At 64.9% G+C, this 14,919-nt stretch carries 17 protein-coding genes; 8 read left to right on the top strand and 9 right to left on the bottom strand.

All coding sequences use genetic code 11. From position 1 onward, the window contains the following. A partial coding sequence (locus AC1D1Y_RS16505) for a Bug family tripartite tricarboxylate transporter substrate binding protein (RefSeq protein ID WP_477683266.1) occupies positions 1-908 on the top strand: 908 nt, incomplete at its 5' end. A gap of 18 nt (positions 909-926) precedes the next feature. Here the strand turns inward: AC1D1Y_RS16505 and AC1D1Y_RS16510 are convergent. Both AC1D1Y_RS16510 and AC1D1Y_RS16515 read right to left on the bottom strand, forming a co-directional pair. Beyond that, complete coding sequence (locus tag AC1D1Y_RS16510; protein WP_477683267.1) at positions 927-2,201, bottom strand: class I SAM-dependent methyltransferase; 1,275 nt, start codon at positions 2,199-2,201, stop codon at positions 927-929. Positions 2,202-2,295: 94 nt separating this feature from the next. Continuing rightward, positions 2,296-3,114 carry a ferritin-like domain-containing protein gene (locus AC1D1Y_RS16515; RefSeq protein ID WP_477683268.1) on the bottom strand — a complete coding sequence of 273 codons (819 nt, stop codon included), beginning with the start codon at positions 3,112-3,114 and terminating at the stop codon, positions 2,296-2,298. Between the two features lie 113 nt (positions 3,115-3,227). Here AC1D1Y_RS16515 and AC1D1Y_RS16520 point away from each other — a divergent pair, with 113 nt between their 5' ends. After that, positions 3,228-3,752, top strand: coding sequence for a gamma carbonic anhydrase family protein (locus tag AC1D1Y_RS16520; RefSeq protein ID WP_477683269.1), 525 nt, complete (start codon positions 3,228-3,230; stop codon positions 3,750-3,752). A 151-nt stretch (positions 3,753-3,903) separates the two neighbouring features. Next, positions 3,904-4,872 (top strand): Hsp33 family molecular chaperone HslO, encoded by a 969-nt coding sequence (gene hslO / locus AC1D1Y_RS16525; protein ID WP_477683270.1) that lies wholly within the window; start codon positions 3,904-3,906, stop codon positions 4,870-4,872. A 3-nt stretch (positions 4,873-4,875) separates the two neighbouring features. Here hslO and AC1D1Y_RS16530 read toward each other — a convergent pair whose 3' ends face one another. The 6 genes from AC1D1Y_RS16530 to AC1D1Y_RS16555 form a co-directional block, all read right to left on the bottom strand. Continuing rightward, positions 4,876-5,334 (bottom strand): hypothetical protein, encoded by a 459-nt coding sequence (locus AC1D1Y_RS16530; RefSeq protein WP_477683271.1) that lies wholly within the window; start codon positions 5,332-5,334, stop codon positions 4,876-4,878. Positions 5,335-5,383: 49 nt separating this feature from the next. Next, on the bottom strand, positions 5,384-5,659 hold the full coding sequence (locus tag AC1D1Y_RS16535; RefSeq protein WP_477654219.1) for a septum formation initiator family protein: 276 nt from the start codon (positions 5,657-5,659) through the stop codon (positions 5,384-5,386). A 14-nt stretch (positions 5,660-5,673) separates the two neighbouring features. Further along, complete coding sequence (gene eno, locus AC1D1Y_RS16540) at positions 5,674-6,957, bottom strand: phosphopyruvate hydratase (protein ID WP_092126658.1); 1,284 nt, start codon at positions 6,955-6,957, stop codon at positions 5,674-5,676. Between the two features lie 76 nt (positions 6,958-7,033). Continuing rightward, positions 7,034-7,324 (bottom strand): DUF1330 domain-containing protein, encoded by a 291-nt coding sequence (locus tag AC1D1Y_RS16545; RefSeq protein WP_477654217.1) that lies wholly within the window; start codon positions 7,322-7,324, stop codon positions 7,034-7,036. A gap of 102 nt (positions 7,325-7,426) precedes the next feature. Further along, positions 7,427-8,284 carry a 3-deoxy-8-phosphooctulonate synthase gene (kdsA, locus tag AC1D1Y_RS16550; protein WP_477654216.1) on the bottom strand — a complete coding sequence of 286 codons (858 nt, stop codon included), beginning with the start codon at positions 8,282-8,284 and terminating at the stop codon, positions 7,427-7,429. Between the two features lie 2 nt (positions 8,285-8,286). Further along, on the bottom strand, positions 8,287-9,978 hold the full coding sequence (locus AC1D1Y_RS16555) for a CTP synthase (RefSeq protein WP_477683272.1): 1,692 nt from the start codon (positions 9,976-9,978) through the stop codon (positions 8,287-8,289). A gap of 214 nt (positions 9,979-10,192) precedes the next feature. Between AC1D1Y_RS16555 and coaBC the strand changes: the two genes are divergently transcribed. The 4 genes from coaBC to AC1D1Y_RS16575 all read left to right on the top strand — a co-directional run bounded on the left by coaBC (position 10,193) and on the right by AC1D1Y_RS16575 (position 13,075). After that, positions 10,193-11,452: a bifunctional phosphopantothenoylcysteine decarboxylase/phosphopantothenate--cysteine ligase CoaBC gene (gene coaBC / locus AC1D1Y_RS16560; RefSeq protein WP_477683273.1), complete on the top strand. Its 1,260-nt coding sequence runs from the start codon at positions 10,193-10,195 to the stop codon at positions 11,450-11,452. Beyond that, positions 11,449-11,877: a hypothetical protein gene (locus tag AC1D1Y_RS16565; protein ID WP_477683274.1), complete on the top strand. Its 429-nt coding sequence runs from the start codon at positions 11,449-11,451 to the stop codon at positions 11,875-11,877. Before coaBC ends, AC1D1Y_RS16565 begins: the two co-directional genes overlap by 4 nt. 3 nt (positions 11,878-11,880) lie before the next feature. Then, a complete protein-coding gene (dut, locus tag AC1D1Y_RS16570; protein ID WP_477683275.1) occupies positions 11,881-12,327 on the top strand; it encodes a dUTP diphosphatase in 447 nt (148 codons plus the stop codon). A gap of 199 nt (positions 12,328-12,526) precedes the next feature. Beyond that, positions 12,527-13,075: an outer membrane lipoprotein gene (locus AC1D1Y_RS16575; protein ID WP_477683276.1), complete on the top strand. Its 549-nt coding sequence runs from the start codon at positions 12,527-12,529 to the stop codon at positions 13,073-13,075. A 55-nt stretch (positions 13,076-13,130) separates the two neighbouring features. Here the strand turns inward: AC1D1Y_RS16575 and AC1D1Y_RS16580 are convergent, their stop codons facing one another. After that, positions 13,131-13,655: an FKBP-type peptidyl-prolyl cis-trans isomerase gene (locus AC1D1Y_RS16580; RefSeq protein ID WP_477683277.1), complete on the bottom strand. Its 525-nt coding sequence runs from the start codon at positions 13,653-13,655 to the stop codon at positions 13,131-13,133. Positions 13,656-13,669: 14 nt separating this feature from the next. On the opposite strand from AC1D1Y_RS16580, the gene AC1D1Y_RS16585 reads away from it, so the two are divergent. Then, complete coding sequence (locus AC1D1Y_RS16585) at positions 13,670-14,884, top strand: cupin domain-containing protein (RefSeq protein WP_477683278.1); 1,215 nt, start codon at positions 13,670-13,672, stop codon at positions 14,882-14,884. The last annotated feature ends 35 nt before the right edge of the window (positions 14,885-14,919 follow it).

Consider the following 14,919-nt stretch of genomic DNA (forward strand, 5'->3'; position numbering starts at 1 on the left):
AGCCAGCCCCATGGCCGGTTCGCCCGCTGCGCATCGTGGTGGCCTATCCGCCGGGTGGCATCAGCGACGGTATCGCACGAGCGCTGGCCGAAAAGCTGGCGCAGCAACTGGGCGTGCCGGTCGTGGTGGAAAACCGCGCCGGCGCGGGCGGCAGCATAGGCATGGATGCGGTGGCCAAGGCCGCGCCCGACGGCTACACCCTGGGTTTTTCATCCATCAGCCCGCTGGCCTTGAACCCGCACCTGGGCAAACAGGCCTATGACCCGGCACGGGACATCGCCCCGGTGGCCAGCGTGATGTATTCGCCCGTGGTGTTGCTGGCCACGCCCGCCTTCGCTGGAAAAGACTTCAAGGACCTGCTGGCCGCGGCCAAGGCGAAACCGGGCAGCCTGCGCTGGTCCACGTCGGGGCTGGCCACGGTGGGGCATTTGATGCTGGAGCAGGTCCGCCATGGGGCGAATGTCGAGTTCACCCACGTGCCCTACAAGGGCGGCGGCCAGCAGCTCACCGACGCGCTGGGCGGTCAGGTGGAGCTGGTTTCGACCAACCTCAGCGGCACGGTGATGCAGCACATCCAGTCCGGCAAGCTGCGTCCGCTGGCGGTGGGGGCGCCGGCGCGCGTGGAGACCTTGCCGCAGGTGCCGACCTTTGCCGAGCTGGGCCTGGCGCAGGCCAACCTCACGTCGCTGTTCGGGGTGTTCGCGCCGGCCAAAATACCGGCGGAGCTGCTGCAGCGGCTCAACACCGAAATCAACCAGGCTTTGCGCACGCCCGACCTGCGCAAAAAGCTGCTGGATGCCGACAATGTCCCGACCGGCGGCAGCGCGGCGGACTTTGCCCGGCAGATTGCCGCCGAGTCGGCCGCCAACGCCCGCATCGTGAAAGCCGCGAACATCAAGGCCGAGTGACCGCCGGCCAGGGCGCCTTCAGGCGGCGTTGCCGTACATATAGTTTCGATTAAAAGGATAACTGGACTGCGCGCCGGCCAAGGCGGTGTCGTGCACCTCGCCGGAAGGCTTGGCGGCCAGCATCTGGTGCAGCGAGATCCAGCCCTGCTCGAAGCTCATGGCGCTGCCGGCCAGGTAGAGCCGGTAGGCCCTCAGGGTTTTTTCGGCGCGGTCGGTGCCGCCGTCCTGGGCCAGTACCTGGCGTGCCTCGTCCAGCCTGGCTTCCAGCGCGTCAGACCAGTTCCACAGCGTGCGTGCGTAGTGCGGCCTGAGGTTTTCGGTGTCCACCATTTCCAGGCCGGCGCGCGACATGTGCTCCAGCACGGCGCTGACGTGCATGAGCTCCCCGCCGGGGAAGATGTATTTTTCGATGAAATCACCCATGCCGGCGCCGAGCTGGCGGTTTTCCAGGCCGCCGGCCGTGATGCCGTGGTTCATGACCAGGCCGCCGGGGGCCAGCAGGCGCAGGATCTTCTGGAAGTAGCCCGTCATCCGCGCGTGGCCCACGTGCTCGAACATGCCCACCGAGGAGATCTTGTCGAAAGGCTGGTCTTCCGGCATGTCGCGGTAGTCGCGCAGCTCCATGCGCACGCGGCCGCCCAGGCCTTTTTCCTCGATCAGCCGCTGCACGTGAGCATGCTGGTTTTTCGACAGGGTGATGCCGGTCGCATCGACGCCGTAGTGCTCGGCGGCCCACATCAGCAAGCCGCCCCAGCCGGCGCCTATGTCCAGGAAGCGCTCGCCGGGCTTGAGCATGAGCTTGCGGCAGATGTGGTCGAGCTTGGCCTCCTGCGCCTGGGCCAGGGTCATGGCTTCATCGCGGTAATAGGCGCAGGAATAGACGCGTCGCGGGTCCAGCCATAGCGCGTAGAAGGCGTCCGAGACGTCGTAGTGGAACTGGATTTGCGCCGCGTCGCGGGCATGGGTGTGGGCCGCCAGGGACTTGGCATGGCGCAGCAGGTGGGACCACCAGCCGGTGTCGCTTTCCACCGGGTTGCCGGGCAGCAGCTTGGTCACCGCGCGCATCACGTCGCGCATGGCGCCTTCAAGCTGCAGCTTGCCTTCGACGTAATCTTCGGCCAGCGCGCCTATCTGGCCGGCCTTGAGGCGGGCAATACTGGACCAATGGGAAAAAGCCAGCTTGACGGGAGCGTTGGCCGACCCCAGGCGCTGGCCTTGCGGCAGCTGGAGGGCCACGTCCGCGGGCAAGCGCGGCATTTGCGAGGGGATGTCTGGAACCAGGTGCCGGATCATTGCGCAAACTCCTTTTCAAGAGAGTTTTGGAGTCTAGCGCCGTTCGAAAATCCCTGCCGCCGTCCCTGTGTAGGAATTTGCCGCGTTTTTTTGCCTAGGCAAGTCCCAGGAGCGCGAGTTCCTGCTCGTCAAATCCCGCCCGCCGGCGGGCATCCAGGTTCAGCGGCCCCTTGAGCCGGGGCGCTTCGTACTGCCGGGCCAGCAGCGCATAAGTGGCGATCGGTTCCAGCCCGCGCTGGGCGCACAACTCGCGGTACCAGTGGTTGCCGATGGCGACGTGGCCGATCTCGTCGCGCAGGATCACGTCCAGGATATCCACGGCCCGCAGCGCCTCGGGCGTGCCGACCTTGCGCAGCTTGGCCTGCATGGGCGGGGTGGCGTCCAGGCCGCGGGCTTCCAGGGTGCGCGGCACCAGGGCCATGCGCGCCAGCAGGTCGCCTTCGGTCTTGCGGGTCATGTCCCAGAGGCCGGTGTGGGCCGGGAAGTCGCCGTAGTCGTAGCCCATGGCCTGCAGGTGGGCGCGCAGCAGGCTGAAGTGCCGGGCCTCCTCGGCGGCGACCTTGAACCAGTCCAGGTAATAGGCGCGCGGCATGCCGGGAAAGCGCCAGACCGCGTCCAGGGCCAGGTTGATCGCGTTGAACTCGATATGTGTCACGGCGTGGAGCAGGGCGGCCAGGCCCTCGCGCGTGAAGGGCGAGCGCTTGGGCACGTCCAGGTGGGAGCGCAGCTCGGGCCGTTCAGGGCAGCCGGGCAAGCCGGCTGGGGCCTGGAGCGCCATTTCGGCCGCTACCTCCAGCGTGTCCGCCTGGGCCATGGCTTCTTCGGCCAGGCGGACTTTTTGCGCGGGATCGGTTTCCAGCAGCGCCCGCAGCGCCAGCTGGCGCAGTTCGGCGGGAGGCGGCTCTGGGGTCATGGGGGAATTGTCGGCGATACGCCTGGGGGGCCTCCTTACAATCGGGGTAGACGGGCAGCCCCGGGCTGGCCTTGACTCCCGACCGTGTTCCCCCTCAATAAAAGTGCAAAACCATGGCCCTCTACCAACTGGACAAGCTGACCCCCACCGTTCACGAATCCGCCTGGGTGGCCGACAACGCCCAGGTCATGGGCAATGTGCACCTCGCCGAAGACAGCAGCGTCTGGTTCGGGGTGGTGATACGGGGCGATACCGAGACCATTTCCGTGGGTCGGGGCTCCAACATCCAGGACAACAGCGTGCTGCACGCCGACATGGGCCTGCCGCTCACGATAGGCGAGAACGTCACGGTCGGCCACCAGGTCATGCTGCACGGCTGCACCATAGGCGACGGCTCGCTGATCGGCATCCAGGCGGTGGTGCTCAACGGCGCGAAGATCGGCAAGAACTGCCTGGTCGGCGCCGGCTCGCTGGTCACCGAGGGCAAGGAGTTCCCGGACGGTTCCATGATCTTCGGAAGCCCGGCCAAGGCTGTCAGGCAGCTGTCTCCGGAGCAGATCGAGGGTTTAAAAATGAGCGCGAAGCACTATGTAGACAATGCCCGGCGTTACAAGACCGGGCTCAAGAAAATCGCCTGAATGACCAAAACCACTAAATACGCACAGAGCGCCAACGTCGACGCTCTTATTCCAGCAAGGGCCGCGGAACCGGCTTTGCCGGGCCGCAGGCGCAGCGCCCCCTCGGGGGGCAGCGCATTACGCGAAGCGAAAAGCGTGGGGGCCTAATTTAATGTCTGAACTCCATAAATTCATCTTTGATGGCCTCCCAGTGCGCGGCATGCTGGTGCGCCTGACCGGCTCCTGGCAGGAAATCCTCAAACGCAGGCAGGCGGGCGGAGGCTATCCGGCCGAGGTCATGCAGCTGCTGGGGGAAATGACAGCTGCCGGCGCCCTGATGCAGAGCAACATCAAGTTCAACGGCTCGCTGATTTTGCAGATCTTCGGCGACGGCCCGGTCAAGCTGGCGGTGGCCGAAGTGCAGCCCGACCTGAGCCTGCGCGCCACGGCCACGGTGACCGGCACGGTCGACCCGGGCAGCACGCTGAGCCAGCTGGTCAATGTGAGCAACCAGGGGCGCTGCGCGATCACGCTGGACCCCAAGGACAAGCTGCCGGGCCAGCAGGCCTACCAGGGCGTGGTCCCGCTCTACGGCGACCAGCGCGAGAAGATTGAAAATCTCGCGGAGGTGCTGGAGCACTACATGCTGCAGAGCGAGCAGCTGGACACCAAGCTGATCCTCGCGGCCGACGGCAAGGTGGCCGCGGGCCTGCTGATCCAGCGCCTGCCGGTCAAGGGCCAGGGCAATCTTGAGGGCCAGATAGACCGCGACGCCAATGAAGACCAGATCGGCGTGAATGAAGACTACAAACGCATCGCCATGCTGGCCGGCACGCTCAAGCGCGAAGAGCTGCTGGGCCTGGACGCCGACACCATCCTGCGGCGCCTGTTCTGGGAAGAGCAGGTCACGCGCTTTGAGCCGGTGACGCCGAGTTTTGCCTGCAGCTGTTCGCGCGAGCGCGTGGGCGGCATGCTGCGCAGCCTGGGCACAGGCGAGATCGAAAGCATTATTTCCGAGCGCGGCAAGGTGGCGGTCGGCTGCGAGTTCTGCGGCGCGCAGTACGAATTCGACCCGGTGGACGCGGCGCAGCTGTTCACCAGCCAGACCAACCAGCAGCCGCCGACCTCCACGGTCCAATAAGGGTCAGGGCGCGGCGGAAACGGCGCGCTGCGCCAGCAGGTCGCTGAGCAGGCGGTGTTCGCAGACGGGGTCGCTGCATTTTTCGCAGACCCATACCCAGGCTTTGTTGCCCTCCCTGCGAACAGGCGCCGGCTTTTGCAGCGGCAAGCCCGGCAGCAGGCGTTCAACAGCGCCCAGCGCCTGGACAAGACGCTGCGGGGCGCTTCCATACAGGACACAGTAGGCCATGCCGCCGGCTGCCAGGGCCGCGCGTATGGACTGGTCTGCCGCCTGCTGATGGGCTTGTGTGGCGGACTCCAGCCCGCACAGCAGCGTCAGGCTCGCAGCGTCGCTTGGCGAGGCAGACGAGTTCGTCACGGCCACAAGCGCATCCCGGCCCGCGTCCTTGAGGGCGCTGGCCAATGCGGATGCCAACTGGTGTTTTCCGGTGGAGGGAGCGCCGGTGACGGCGATTTTCAGCACGATCGATCAATCAATCAAGCAGCCAGCCAGGCCCGCAGACTTGCAAAGCCTACTTCGTGACCTGTACGAAGATTTCATTGGGCTTGACCATGCCCAGCTCGCTACGGGCTTTTTCCTCGACCATCTCCAGGCCTTCCTTGAGGTCCCTGACTTCCGCCGTGAGCTGGTCGTTGGCGGCCTGGGCCTGGACGTTTTTGGCGAGCTGCTCGTTCAGCCGGTGCTGCATCTCGCGCACGCTGGGAATGCTGCCCCGGCCTATCCAGAGTTGCGCATGGAAGATCACCAGCAGCGCAATCAGGACGGCAGGGACAAGTCTTTTTCCCACGTGCGGCCGCGCGTTCAGCGCAAGTTATAGAACGCCGCGCGTCCTGGGTAGGACGCGATGTCACCCAGGTCTTCTTCGATGCGCAGCAGCTGGTTGTACTTGGCCATGCGGTCCGAGCGCGAGAGCGATCCGGTCTTGATCTGGCCGGCATTGGTGCCCACGGCGATGTCGGCGATGGTGGAATCCTCGGTTTCGCCGGAGCGGTGCGAGATCACGGCGGTGTAGCCGGCGCGCTTGGCCATTTCGATGGCGGCGAAGGTCTCCGTCAGGGTGCCGATCTGGTTGATCTTGATCAGGATGGAGTTGGCGATCTGCTTGTCGATGCCTTCCTTGAGGATCTTGGTGTTGGTGACGAACAGGTCGTCGCCGACCAGTTGCACTTTTTTGCCGAGCCGTTCGGTCAGGATCTTCCAGCCGTCCCAGTCGCCTTCGGCCATGCCGTCTTCAATGCTGATGATGGGGTATTTGTCGACCCAGGTGGCCAGGATGTTGGTCCATTCGGTGGCGTCCAGGCTCAGGCCTTCGGCGCCCAGGACGTATTTGCCGTCCTTGTAGAACTCGGATGCCGCGCAATCAAGGCCCAGGGCGATCTGCTCGCCGGCGACATAACCGGCCGCATCGATGGCTTCCAGGATCATCTGGATGGCGGCTTCGTGGTTGGTCACGTTGGGGGCAAAGCCACCTTCGTCGCCGACGGCCACGCTCATGCCCTTGTCGTGCAGGATTTTCTTGAGCGCATGGAAGACTTCGGCACCGTAACGCACGGCTTCGCGAAAGCTCGGTGCGCCCACGGGGATGATCATCAGTTCCTGCAGGTCCAGGTTGTTGTTGGCGTGCGCGCCGCCGTTGACCACGTTCATCATGGGCACGGGCATCTGCATGGCGCCGCTGCCGCCGAAGTAGCGGTACAGGGGCAGGCCGGCTTCCTCGGCCGCGGCGCGGGCCACGGCCATGCTGACGGCCAGCGTGGCGTTGGCGCCCAGGCGCGACTTGTTGTCGGTGCCGTCCAGGTCGATCAGGGTGCGGTCCAGGAAGGCCTGTTCGCTGGCGTCCAGGCCCAGCACGGCCTCGGAGATTTCGGTGTTGATGTGCTCGACGGCCTTGAGCACGCCCTTGCCGAGGTAGCGCGACTTGTCGCCGTCGCGCAGTTCAATCGCTTCGCGCGAACCGGTGGAGGCGCCCGAAGGGACCGCCGCGCGGCCCATGACGCCGGACTCCAGCAGCACGTCGCATTCGACGGTAGGGTTGCCACGGCTGTCGAGAATTTCGCGGCCGACGATATCAACAATTGCGCTCATTTAGGCTCTTTCAAAAATCAGAAAATAAAAGATAGAAAAACCAAATAGAAAACCAGAAATAGAAAAACTAAAAAGCTTAGACGCCTTCGACCAGCACCATGCGCATCACGGCGATACCCTGGCGCGACTGGCGTGCCGCTTCGTATTCGGTGGACTCGTTGAAAGCGCGTGCCTGCTCCATGCTGGGGAACTTGAGTATCACGATGCGGCTGGGAGCCCAGTCGCCTTCCAGCACCTCGATCTTGCCGCCGCGCACGCACACCTCGGCGCCGTGCGCCTGCATGGCGATGCTAGACAGTTTTTTGTACTGTTCGTATTGTTCGGGGTTCGTAACTGTGACGTTGGCGATGATGTAGGCGCTGGGCATGTGTCGGGTTCCGATGTTGTTTCAAGGTTGCCACATGCCTTGCCGGCGCGGGACTGTGTTTTGCCGAAGGGCCCGGAGCTCCCCCGGGCGCTGGATTCGTGGTCAGGCGGAAAAATTGTTCTCGAGATAGCCGTTTTTCTTGGTCACGCGGTCCAGCGCCAGCAGTGTTTCGAGCAGCGCCTTCATATGCTTGAGCGGCACGGCATTCGGGCCGTCGCTCATGGCCTTGGCCGGGTCGGGATGCGTTTCCATGAAGAGGCCCGCCACGCCGACCGCCACCGCGGCGCGCGCCAACACCGGCACCATCTCGCGCTGGCCGCCGCTGCTGGTGCCGTTGCCGCCGGGCAACTGCACCGAGTGGGTTGCGTCGAACACCACGGGGGCTTTGGTCTCGCGCATGATGGCCAGGCTGCGCATGTCGGACACCAGGTTGTTGTAGCCGAAGCTCGCGCCGCGTTCGCAGGCCATGAAGCTATCTTCATCGAGGCCTTTTTCGCGCGCGGCGGCGCGGGCCTTGTCGATGACGTTCTTCATGTCGCCGGGGGCCAGGAACTGGCCCTTCTTGATGTTGACCGGTTTGCCCGATTGCGCCACCGCATGGATGAAGTCGGTCTGGCGGCACAGGAAGGCCGGGGTCTGCAGCACGTCGACGACGGAAGCGACCGTGGCGATGTCGGCTTCGGAATGCACGTCGGTCAGGATGGGCAGGCCCAGCTCACGCTTGACCTTGGCCAGGATTTCCAGGCCCTTGGCCATGCCGGGACCGCGAAAGCTGGTGCCGCTGGAACGGTTGGCCTTGTCGTAGCTCGATTTGAAAATAAAGGGAATGCCCAGCGAGGCGGTGATTTCCTTGAGGGCGCCGGCGGTGTCCATCTGCAACTGCTCGGACTCGACGACGCAGGGGCCGGCGATCAGGAAAAAGGGTTGGTCAAGGCCAATGTCGAATCCGCAGAGCTTCATGGTCAGGCAACCGCCTTCAGGGGCTTGGCAGCGGGCTTGCCGTCCTGGCCCGCCGTGGCGCGGAGCTGGAGCACCGCGGCGATGTAGGCGTTGAACAGCGGGTGGCCGTCCCAGGGCGTGGACTTGAACTCGGGATGGAACTGCACGCCGACAAACCAGGGGTGGACGTCCTGGGGCAGCTCGACGATCTCGGTGAGCTGCTCGCGCTGGGTCAGCGCGGAGATGACCAGGCCCGAGGCGCGCAGGGCGTCGAGGTAGTTGACGTTGGCTTCATAGCGATGGCGGTGGCGTTCGGTCACCACGTCGCCGTAAATCTTGTGCGCCAGCGTGCCGGTGGCGACGTCGGAGCTTTGCGCGCCCAGGCGCATGGTGCCGCCCAGGTCGGACTTGGCGTCGCGCGTCTTGATGGTGCCGTCGGCGTCTTTCCATTCGGTGATGAGCGCGATCACCGGGTGCGGGGTGGCGGCGTCGAACTCGGTGCTGTTGGCGTCCTTCAGGCCCGCGACGTGGCGCGCGAACTCGATGGTGGCGACCTGCATGCCCAGGCAGATGCCGAGATAGGGCATCTTGTTTTCGCGCGCGAAGCGGGCCGCGCAGATCTTGCCTTCGACGCCGCGCACGCCGAAGCCGCCGGGCACCAGGATGCCGTCAAAACGCGCCAGGCGCGAGACGTTGTCGGGCGAGATAGTTTCGGAGTCGACGTACTCGATGACCACCTTGGCGTGGTTTTTCATGCCGGCGTGGCGCAGGGCTTCATTGAGCGATTTGTAGCTGTCGGAGAGGTCGACGTACTTGCCGACCATGGCGATGTGGACTTCGGTCTGCGGATGTTCGGTCTCGTAGACCAGGTCGTCCCAGCGCCGGAGGTTGGCCGGCGGCGTATTGAGGCGCAGCTTGTCGCAGATCAGGCCGTCCAGGCCCTGCTCGTGCAGCATGCGCGGGACCTTGTAAATCGTGTCGACATCCCACATGGAGATCACGCCCCATTCGGGGACGTTGGAGAACAGCGAGATTTTTTCGCGCTCTTCGTTGGGAATGCGGCGGTCGGCACGGCACAGCAGCACGTCGGCCTGGATGCCGATCTCGCGCAGCTGCTTGGCGGTGTGTTGCGTCGGCTTGGTCTTGAGCTCGCCGGCGGCGGCGATCCAGGGGACGTAGCTCAGGTGCACGAAGGCGGTGTTGTTGGCGCCCAGGCGCAGGCTCATCTGGCGCACGGCTTCCAGGAAGGGCAGGGACTCGATGTCGCCGACGGTACCGCCGATTTCGACGATGGCGACGTCGACCGCGTCTGGGGTCTCATAACCGGCGCCGCGCTTGACGAATTCCTGGATTTCATTGGTGACGTGCGGGATGACCTGCACGGTCTTGCCGAGGTAGTCGCCGCGGCGCTCTTTTTCGAGCACGCTTTTGTAGATCTGGCCGGTGGTGAAGTTGTTGGCCTTGCGCATGCGCGTTTCGATGAAACGCTCATAGTGGCCGAGGTCCAGGTCGGTTTCGGCACCGTCGTCGGTCACAAAAACCTCGCCGTGCTGGAAGGGCGACATCGTGCCCGGATCCACGTTGAGGTAGGGATCCAGCTTGATTAAAGTGACTTTGAGGCCTCGCGATTCCAGGATCGCAGCTAAGGAGGCTGAGGCGATTCCCTTGCCCAGGGAAGACACCACACCGCCGGTGACGAAGACAAATTTGGTCATGTCAGGTACGAACCGCAAGTTCGTAGAGGTGGTAAACGGAGATTATACGGGTTGCCCGGCGGGATACCCTTTGCAGGGGCTACTGAATTTTGGCCAAAGCCATTCCGGACTTGCATGGCGGCTGACGGGCCGTGCATGGCCGGCCGTTAAGCGTGTGGGGGCTTGTCTAGCTGATACATTGCGGAACATGACAAATCAAGCTGCGGAGAACGGTATGCAGGCAGAAGAAGCCCTGGACCTGGCCGGCAAACACATCGTGCTGGGCCTGTCGGGCGGCATCGCCTGTTACAAGGCGGCCGAGCTGTGCCGGGCGCTGATCAAGGCCGGCGCCACGGTGCAGGTGGTCATGACCGAGGCGGCCGAACAGTTCATCACGGCCGTCACGCTGCAGGCCCTGAGCGGCCGGCCGGTCTACACCAGCCAGTGGGACAGCCGCGAAGACAACAACATGGCGCACATCAACCTGTCGCGCGAGTCCGATGCCATCCTGGTTGCGCCGATGAGCGCTGATTTCATGGCCAAGCTGCTGCACGGGCGCGCCGACGACCTGCTCAGCCTGATGTGCCTGGCCCGACCCATCGACAAGGTGCCGCTGCTGGTGGCGCCGGCCATGAACCGCGAGATGTACGCGCACCCGGCCACACAGCGCAATTTTGTGCAACTGGACGCCGATGGCGCCACGGTGCTGGGTGTGGGCAGCGGTTTCCAGGCCTGCGGGGAGACTGGCGATGGGCGCATGCTGGAGCCCGAGCAGATCCTGGAGGACCTGGTCGCTTTTTTCGCGCCCAAGGTGCTGGCCGGCCAGCGTGTGCTGGTCACTGCCGGCCCTACCTATGAAGCCATAGACCCGGTGCGCGGCATCACCAACCTGTCCAGCGGCAAGATGGGCTTTGCCATCGCGCGCGCGGCGCGCGAGGCGGGCGCCGAGGTGACGCTGGTCGCCGGCCCGGTGAGCCAGCCCACGCCGCGCGGCGTGACCCGCATCGACGTGCGGTCCGCGCAACAGATGCTGGAGGCGGTCTCTGCGCGTGCCCAGGCCGCCAGTGTGTTTGTCGCCACGGCGGCGGTGGCCGACTGGCGGCCCGCCGCGCCTTCGGCCCAGAAAATCAAGAAAGACGGCTCCGGACAGGCGCCGCAGCTGGCGTTCACCGAGAACCCCGACATCCTGGCCACCGTTGCCCAGTCGGCCGCGGCGCAGGCCGGCCGGCTTTTCTGCGTGGGTTTCGCGGCGGAAAGCCAGGACCTCGCGGAAAACGCCGAGGCCAAGCGCCTGCGCAAAAAAGTGCCGCTGCTGGTCGGCAACATCGGCCCCGACACCTTCGGCCAGGACCATAACGCGCTGCTACTGGTGGATGCGCAGGGCAGCACGGCGCTGCCCCGGGCCTCCAAGCTCTCGCTGGCGCGGCAACTGGTCAGGGAGATCGCGACCAGGATGGCGGCGCCTCCTTCCCACGGAAAGGCGGCCGCACCGTGAACCTTCCCTCGAACACGCCGCCGGACGGCGATTTCGCCAGCTACGTGGAGCGCCTGACGCATGCGAATGCGTCGGCCGGCGCCCGTGAAGACCTGCTCAAGCCCCCCGAAAAGGCTTCGCTTCGCGCACCCTCTCCGGCAAGCGCCGTTACGCCTCCCGTCAAACCCGCCTCTGCCCTTGCCACCGGCGCCGCCTTTGTGACCCATGTCAAATGGGTGGTCGTCCTGTGGATCGCCACCCAGGTGCTGGATGAAGTACTGCCCGGCGCCGGTTTCCTGTTTCTGCCCGCGCTGCTGGTGTACGGCGCGTGGGCGGTCTTCCAGGCCAACCGCCAGTCATCCGGCGCGCTGGTCCAGCGACTGCGCGAACTGGCGCGGCAAGCCGCCGAAGAAGCCCAGAAAAATCAACCACCGAAGAAAAAATAGTTCATGCACATCGACGTCAAGATCCTCGACCCACGCCTTCAAGACAATCTTCCCGCCTACGCCACACCCGGCAGCGCCGGCCTGGACCTGCGCGCCTGCCTGGACGCGCCTCTCACCCTGGCCGCCAACGCCTGGCAGCTGGTGCCCACGGGCATCGCCATCTACCTGCACAACCCGGGCTATGCCGCGCTGATCCTGCCGCGCTCCGGCCTGGGCCACAAACACGGCATCGTGCTCGGCAACCTGGTGGGCCTGATCGACAGCGATTACCAGGGGCAGTTGATGGTCAGCGCCTGGAACCGCAGTGACGTGCCTTTCACCATTGAACCCATGGAGCGCATCGCGCAATTGACGATCGTGCCCGTGGTGCAAGCCCAGTTCAACGTGGTCTCCGAATTCCCCGCCAGCGAGCGCGGGGAGGGCGGCTACGGCTCCACCGGCAAGGCCTGAGCCCGGCGCGCTGCGCGCCACTGTGCGGGAAATGGGTGGTGGGGGTTTTCCTACAACCCCTGCAACAAGCCTCCCACGCCGCCACAGGCCCAATCCCCACCCGGGATGGCCTGGGTCCCGTCCTTAATGGGTCATGAGAGTCCCCGTGCATGTGCATGTTGATGCCGGAATCTCATGAACTTACTAAAAGGAGAGACTCATGCGAAACACATCCCGCTTTATTTCATCCGCTTCCGTGGTGCTGGCACTGGCCGCCCTGGCGGCTTGCGCACCCATGAACCCTCCGCCGACGTCGGACGCGAACTACCCGCCGGCCTATCCGAACACCGCCAGCTACCCTAACCAGACCTATCCCGCCGGAACCTACCCGGCCGGAACCTATCCCGCCAACCAGCAGAACCGCTATATCGAATACGGGCGGGTCAGCAACGTCGAAGTGTTTCGTACCCCGGAACAAGCCAGGAGCTCAGGCATAGGCGCCATCCTCGGTGGTGTGGCTGGCGCAGTGGTGGGCCACCAGATCGGCGGCGGCACCGGCAAGGATGTGGCGACGGTCGCCGGCGCCGTGGGTGGCGCCGTGGCTGGCAATGCGATCGAAAGAAACCGCAACACCACGGTGCGTGAAACCTACCGCGTCTCCGTGCAGCTCGACAACGGCACCGGCCGCGCCTATGACGTGCCGTCGACCGGCGACCTGCGTGTCGGCGACCGTGTGAGGATTGAGAACGGCCTGCTGTACCGGATGTAAGCCGTAGCAGGGGAATGCGTAAAGGGCGGCTTCGTGCCGCCCTTGCGCTTTTGCCTTAATGCAAGGTGCCGCTGCCGGGCGTGAGCGGCTCGAGCTTGAAAAAGCCGGTGCCCAGCGAACCCTGGCCGATTTCCTCTTCGCTGGCTTCGCGCACGGACTCGACCTTGACGGCCAGCCGGATGGCGATGCCCGCCAGCGGATGGTTGCCGTCAAGCACCACATGGTCGGGGTAGATTTCGGTGACTGTGTAGATATGCTGCTGCGGCGCCGTCCCGCTGACGCCCTGCGGAAGGGCCGCGCCGTCGAAGGTCATGCCTTCTTCCAGTTCGGCCGGGAAGATCTTGCGGGGCTCAAGGAACACCAGTTCTTCGTCATAGTCGCCAAAGGCGTTTTCGGGTTCCAGGTGCAGTTCCAGTTTGTCGCCTGCTTCGTGGCCTTGAAGTGCTTCCTCGATCTTGGCGAGGAGGTCATCGCCGCCCAGCAGGAACTCAATGGGCTCATCCAGTTCGTCCAGCACATCGCCCAGGGTGTCTTTCAGCGTCCATGTCAGGGCTACGACGCATTGCGGGGTGATTTTCATCCGACAATTGTCCCATGGATGTAAACCAATCTCTAGCGCTCCTTGCCGGCCTGAGCCCGGCGCAATTCATGCGCCGGCACTGGCAAAAAAAGCCGCTTCTCGTGCGCCAGGCCCTGCCCGGATTCCAGCCTCTGCTGAGCCGCACGGCCTTGTTCAAGCTGGCCGCGAGCGAGCAGGTGGAGTCGCGGCTGATCGTCCAGCAGGCCAAGGGCTGGCGGATGAAGCAGGGACCTCTTGCGCCGCGCAGCCTGCCGCCGCTGAGCCAGAAGGCCTGGACCCTGTTGGTGCAAGGGGTGGACCTGCATGACGCCGGGGCGCACGAATTGCTTCAAAAATTCCGCTTTGTTCCCGATGCACGGCTTGATGACCTGATGGTCTCCTTCGCCACGCCGGGCGGCGGCGTCGGACCGCACTTTGACAGTTATGACGTCTTCTTGTTGCAGGCCAGCGGGCGGCGGCGCTGGAAGATAGGACGGCAAAAAGACCTGAGCCTGCAGGAGGGCGTGCCGCTGAAGATCCTGCGGAACTTCGAGCCCGAACAGGAGTTCGTGCTGGAAGCCGGTGACATGCTCTACCTGCCCCCGCGTTATGCGCATGACGGTATCGCAGAGGCGGCGGACTCTGGCGACGGCAAGGCGGCCGACTGCATGACCTATTCGATAGGCTTCAGGTCGCCGGGGCGTGGCGAACTGGCGGCGGAGCTGCTGCAGCGTCTGGCTGAATTCAACGAGGATGACGACGACACGGATGTCCCGGCAGGACGCGCCCCCAAGGTGCCCGACATGTACCGCGATCCCGGCCAGGAAGCCACGGCCACCCCGGCGGCCTTGCCCGCGGACCTGGCCGCCTTCGCGAGCCAGGCCGTGCAGGACGCGCTGAAAGATCCTCTGGCGCTGGCCTGTGTCCTGGGCGAATACATGACCGAGCCCAAACCCTCCGTGTGGTTTGACGAGGCCGCGGATGAATGGGATGCCGACGCCGCGAAGGCCGGCCGCACGGCGGTCAGGCTGGATGCGCGCACCCGGATGATGTATGACACCGACCACGTGTTCATCAACGGGGAGAGCTACCGCGCCAAAGGCGCCGACGCAAACCTGATGCGGCGGCTGGCCGACGGCCGCGGCCTGGCGCCGCAAGATCTGCGCAAGGCCGGTGCCTCCGCGCTGGCGCTGCTAGGCGACTGGCACGATGCCGGCTGGCTACGGCAGGAGCCATCCGCGGATTTCTGAGCCGACCCATCACCATCTGTTTGCCCCCAAGGAAG

The organism is Polaromonas sp. P1_G1 (assembly GCF_056405595.1).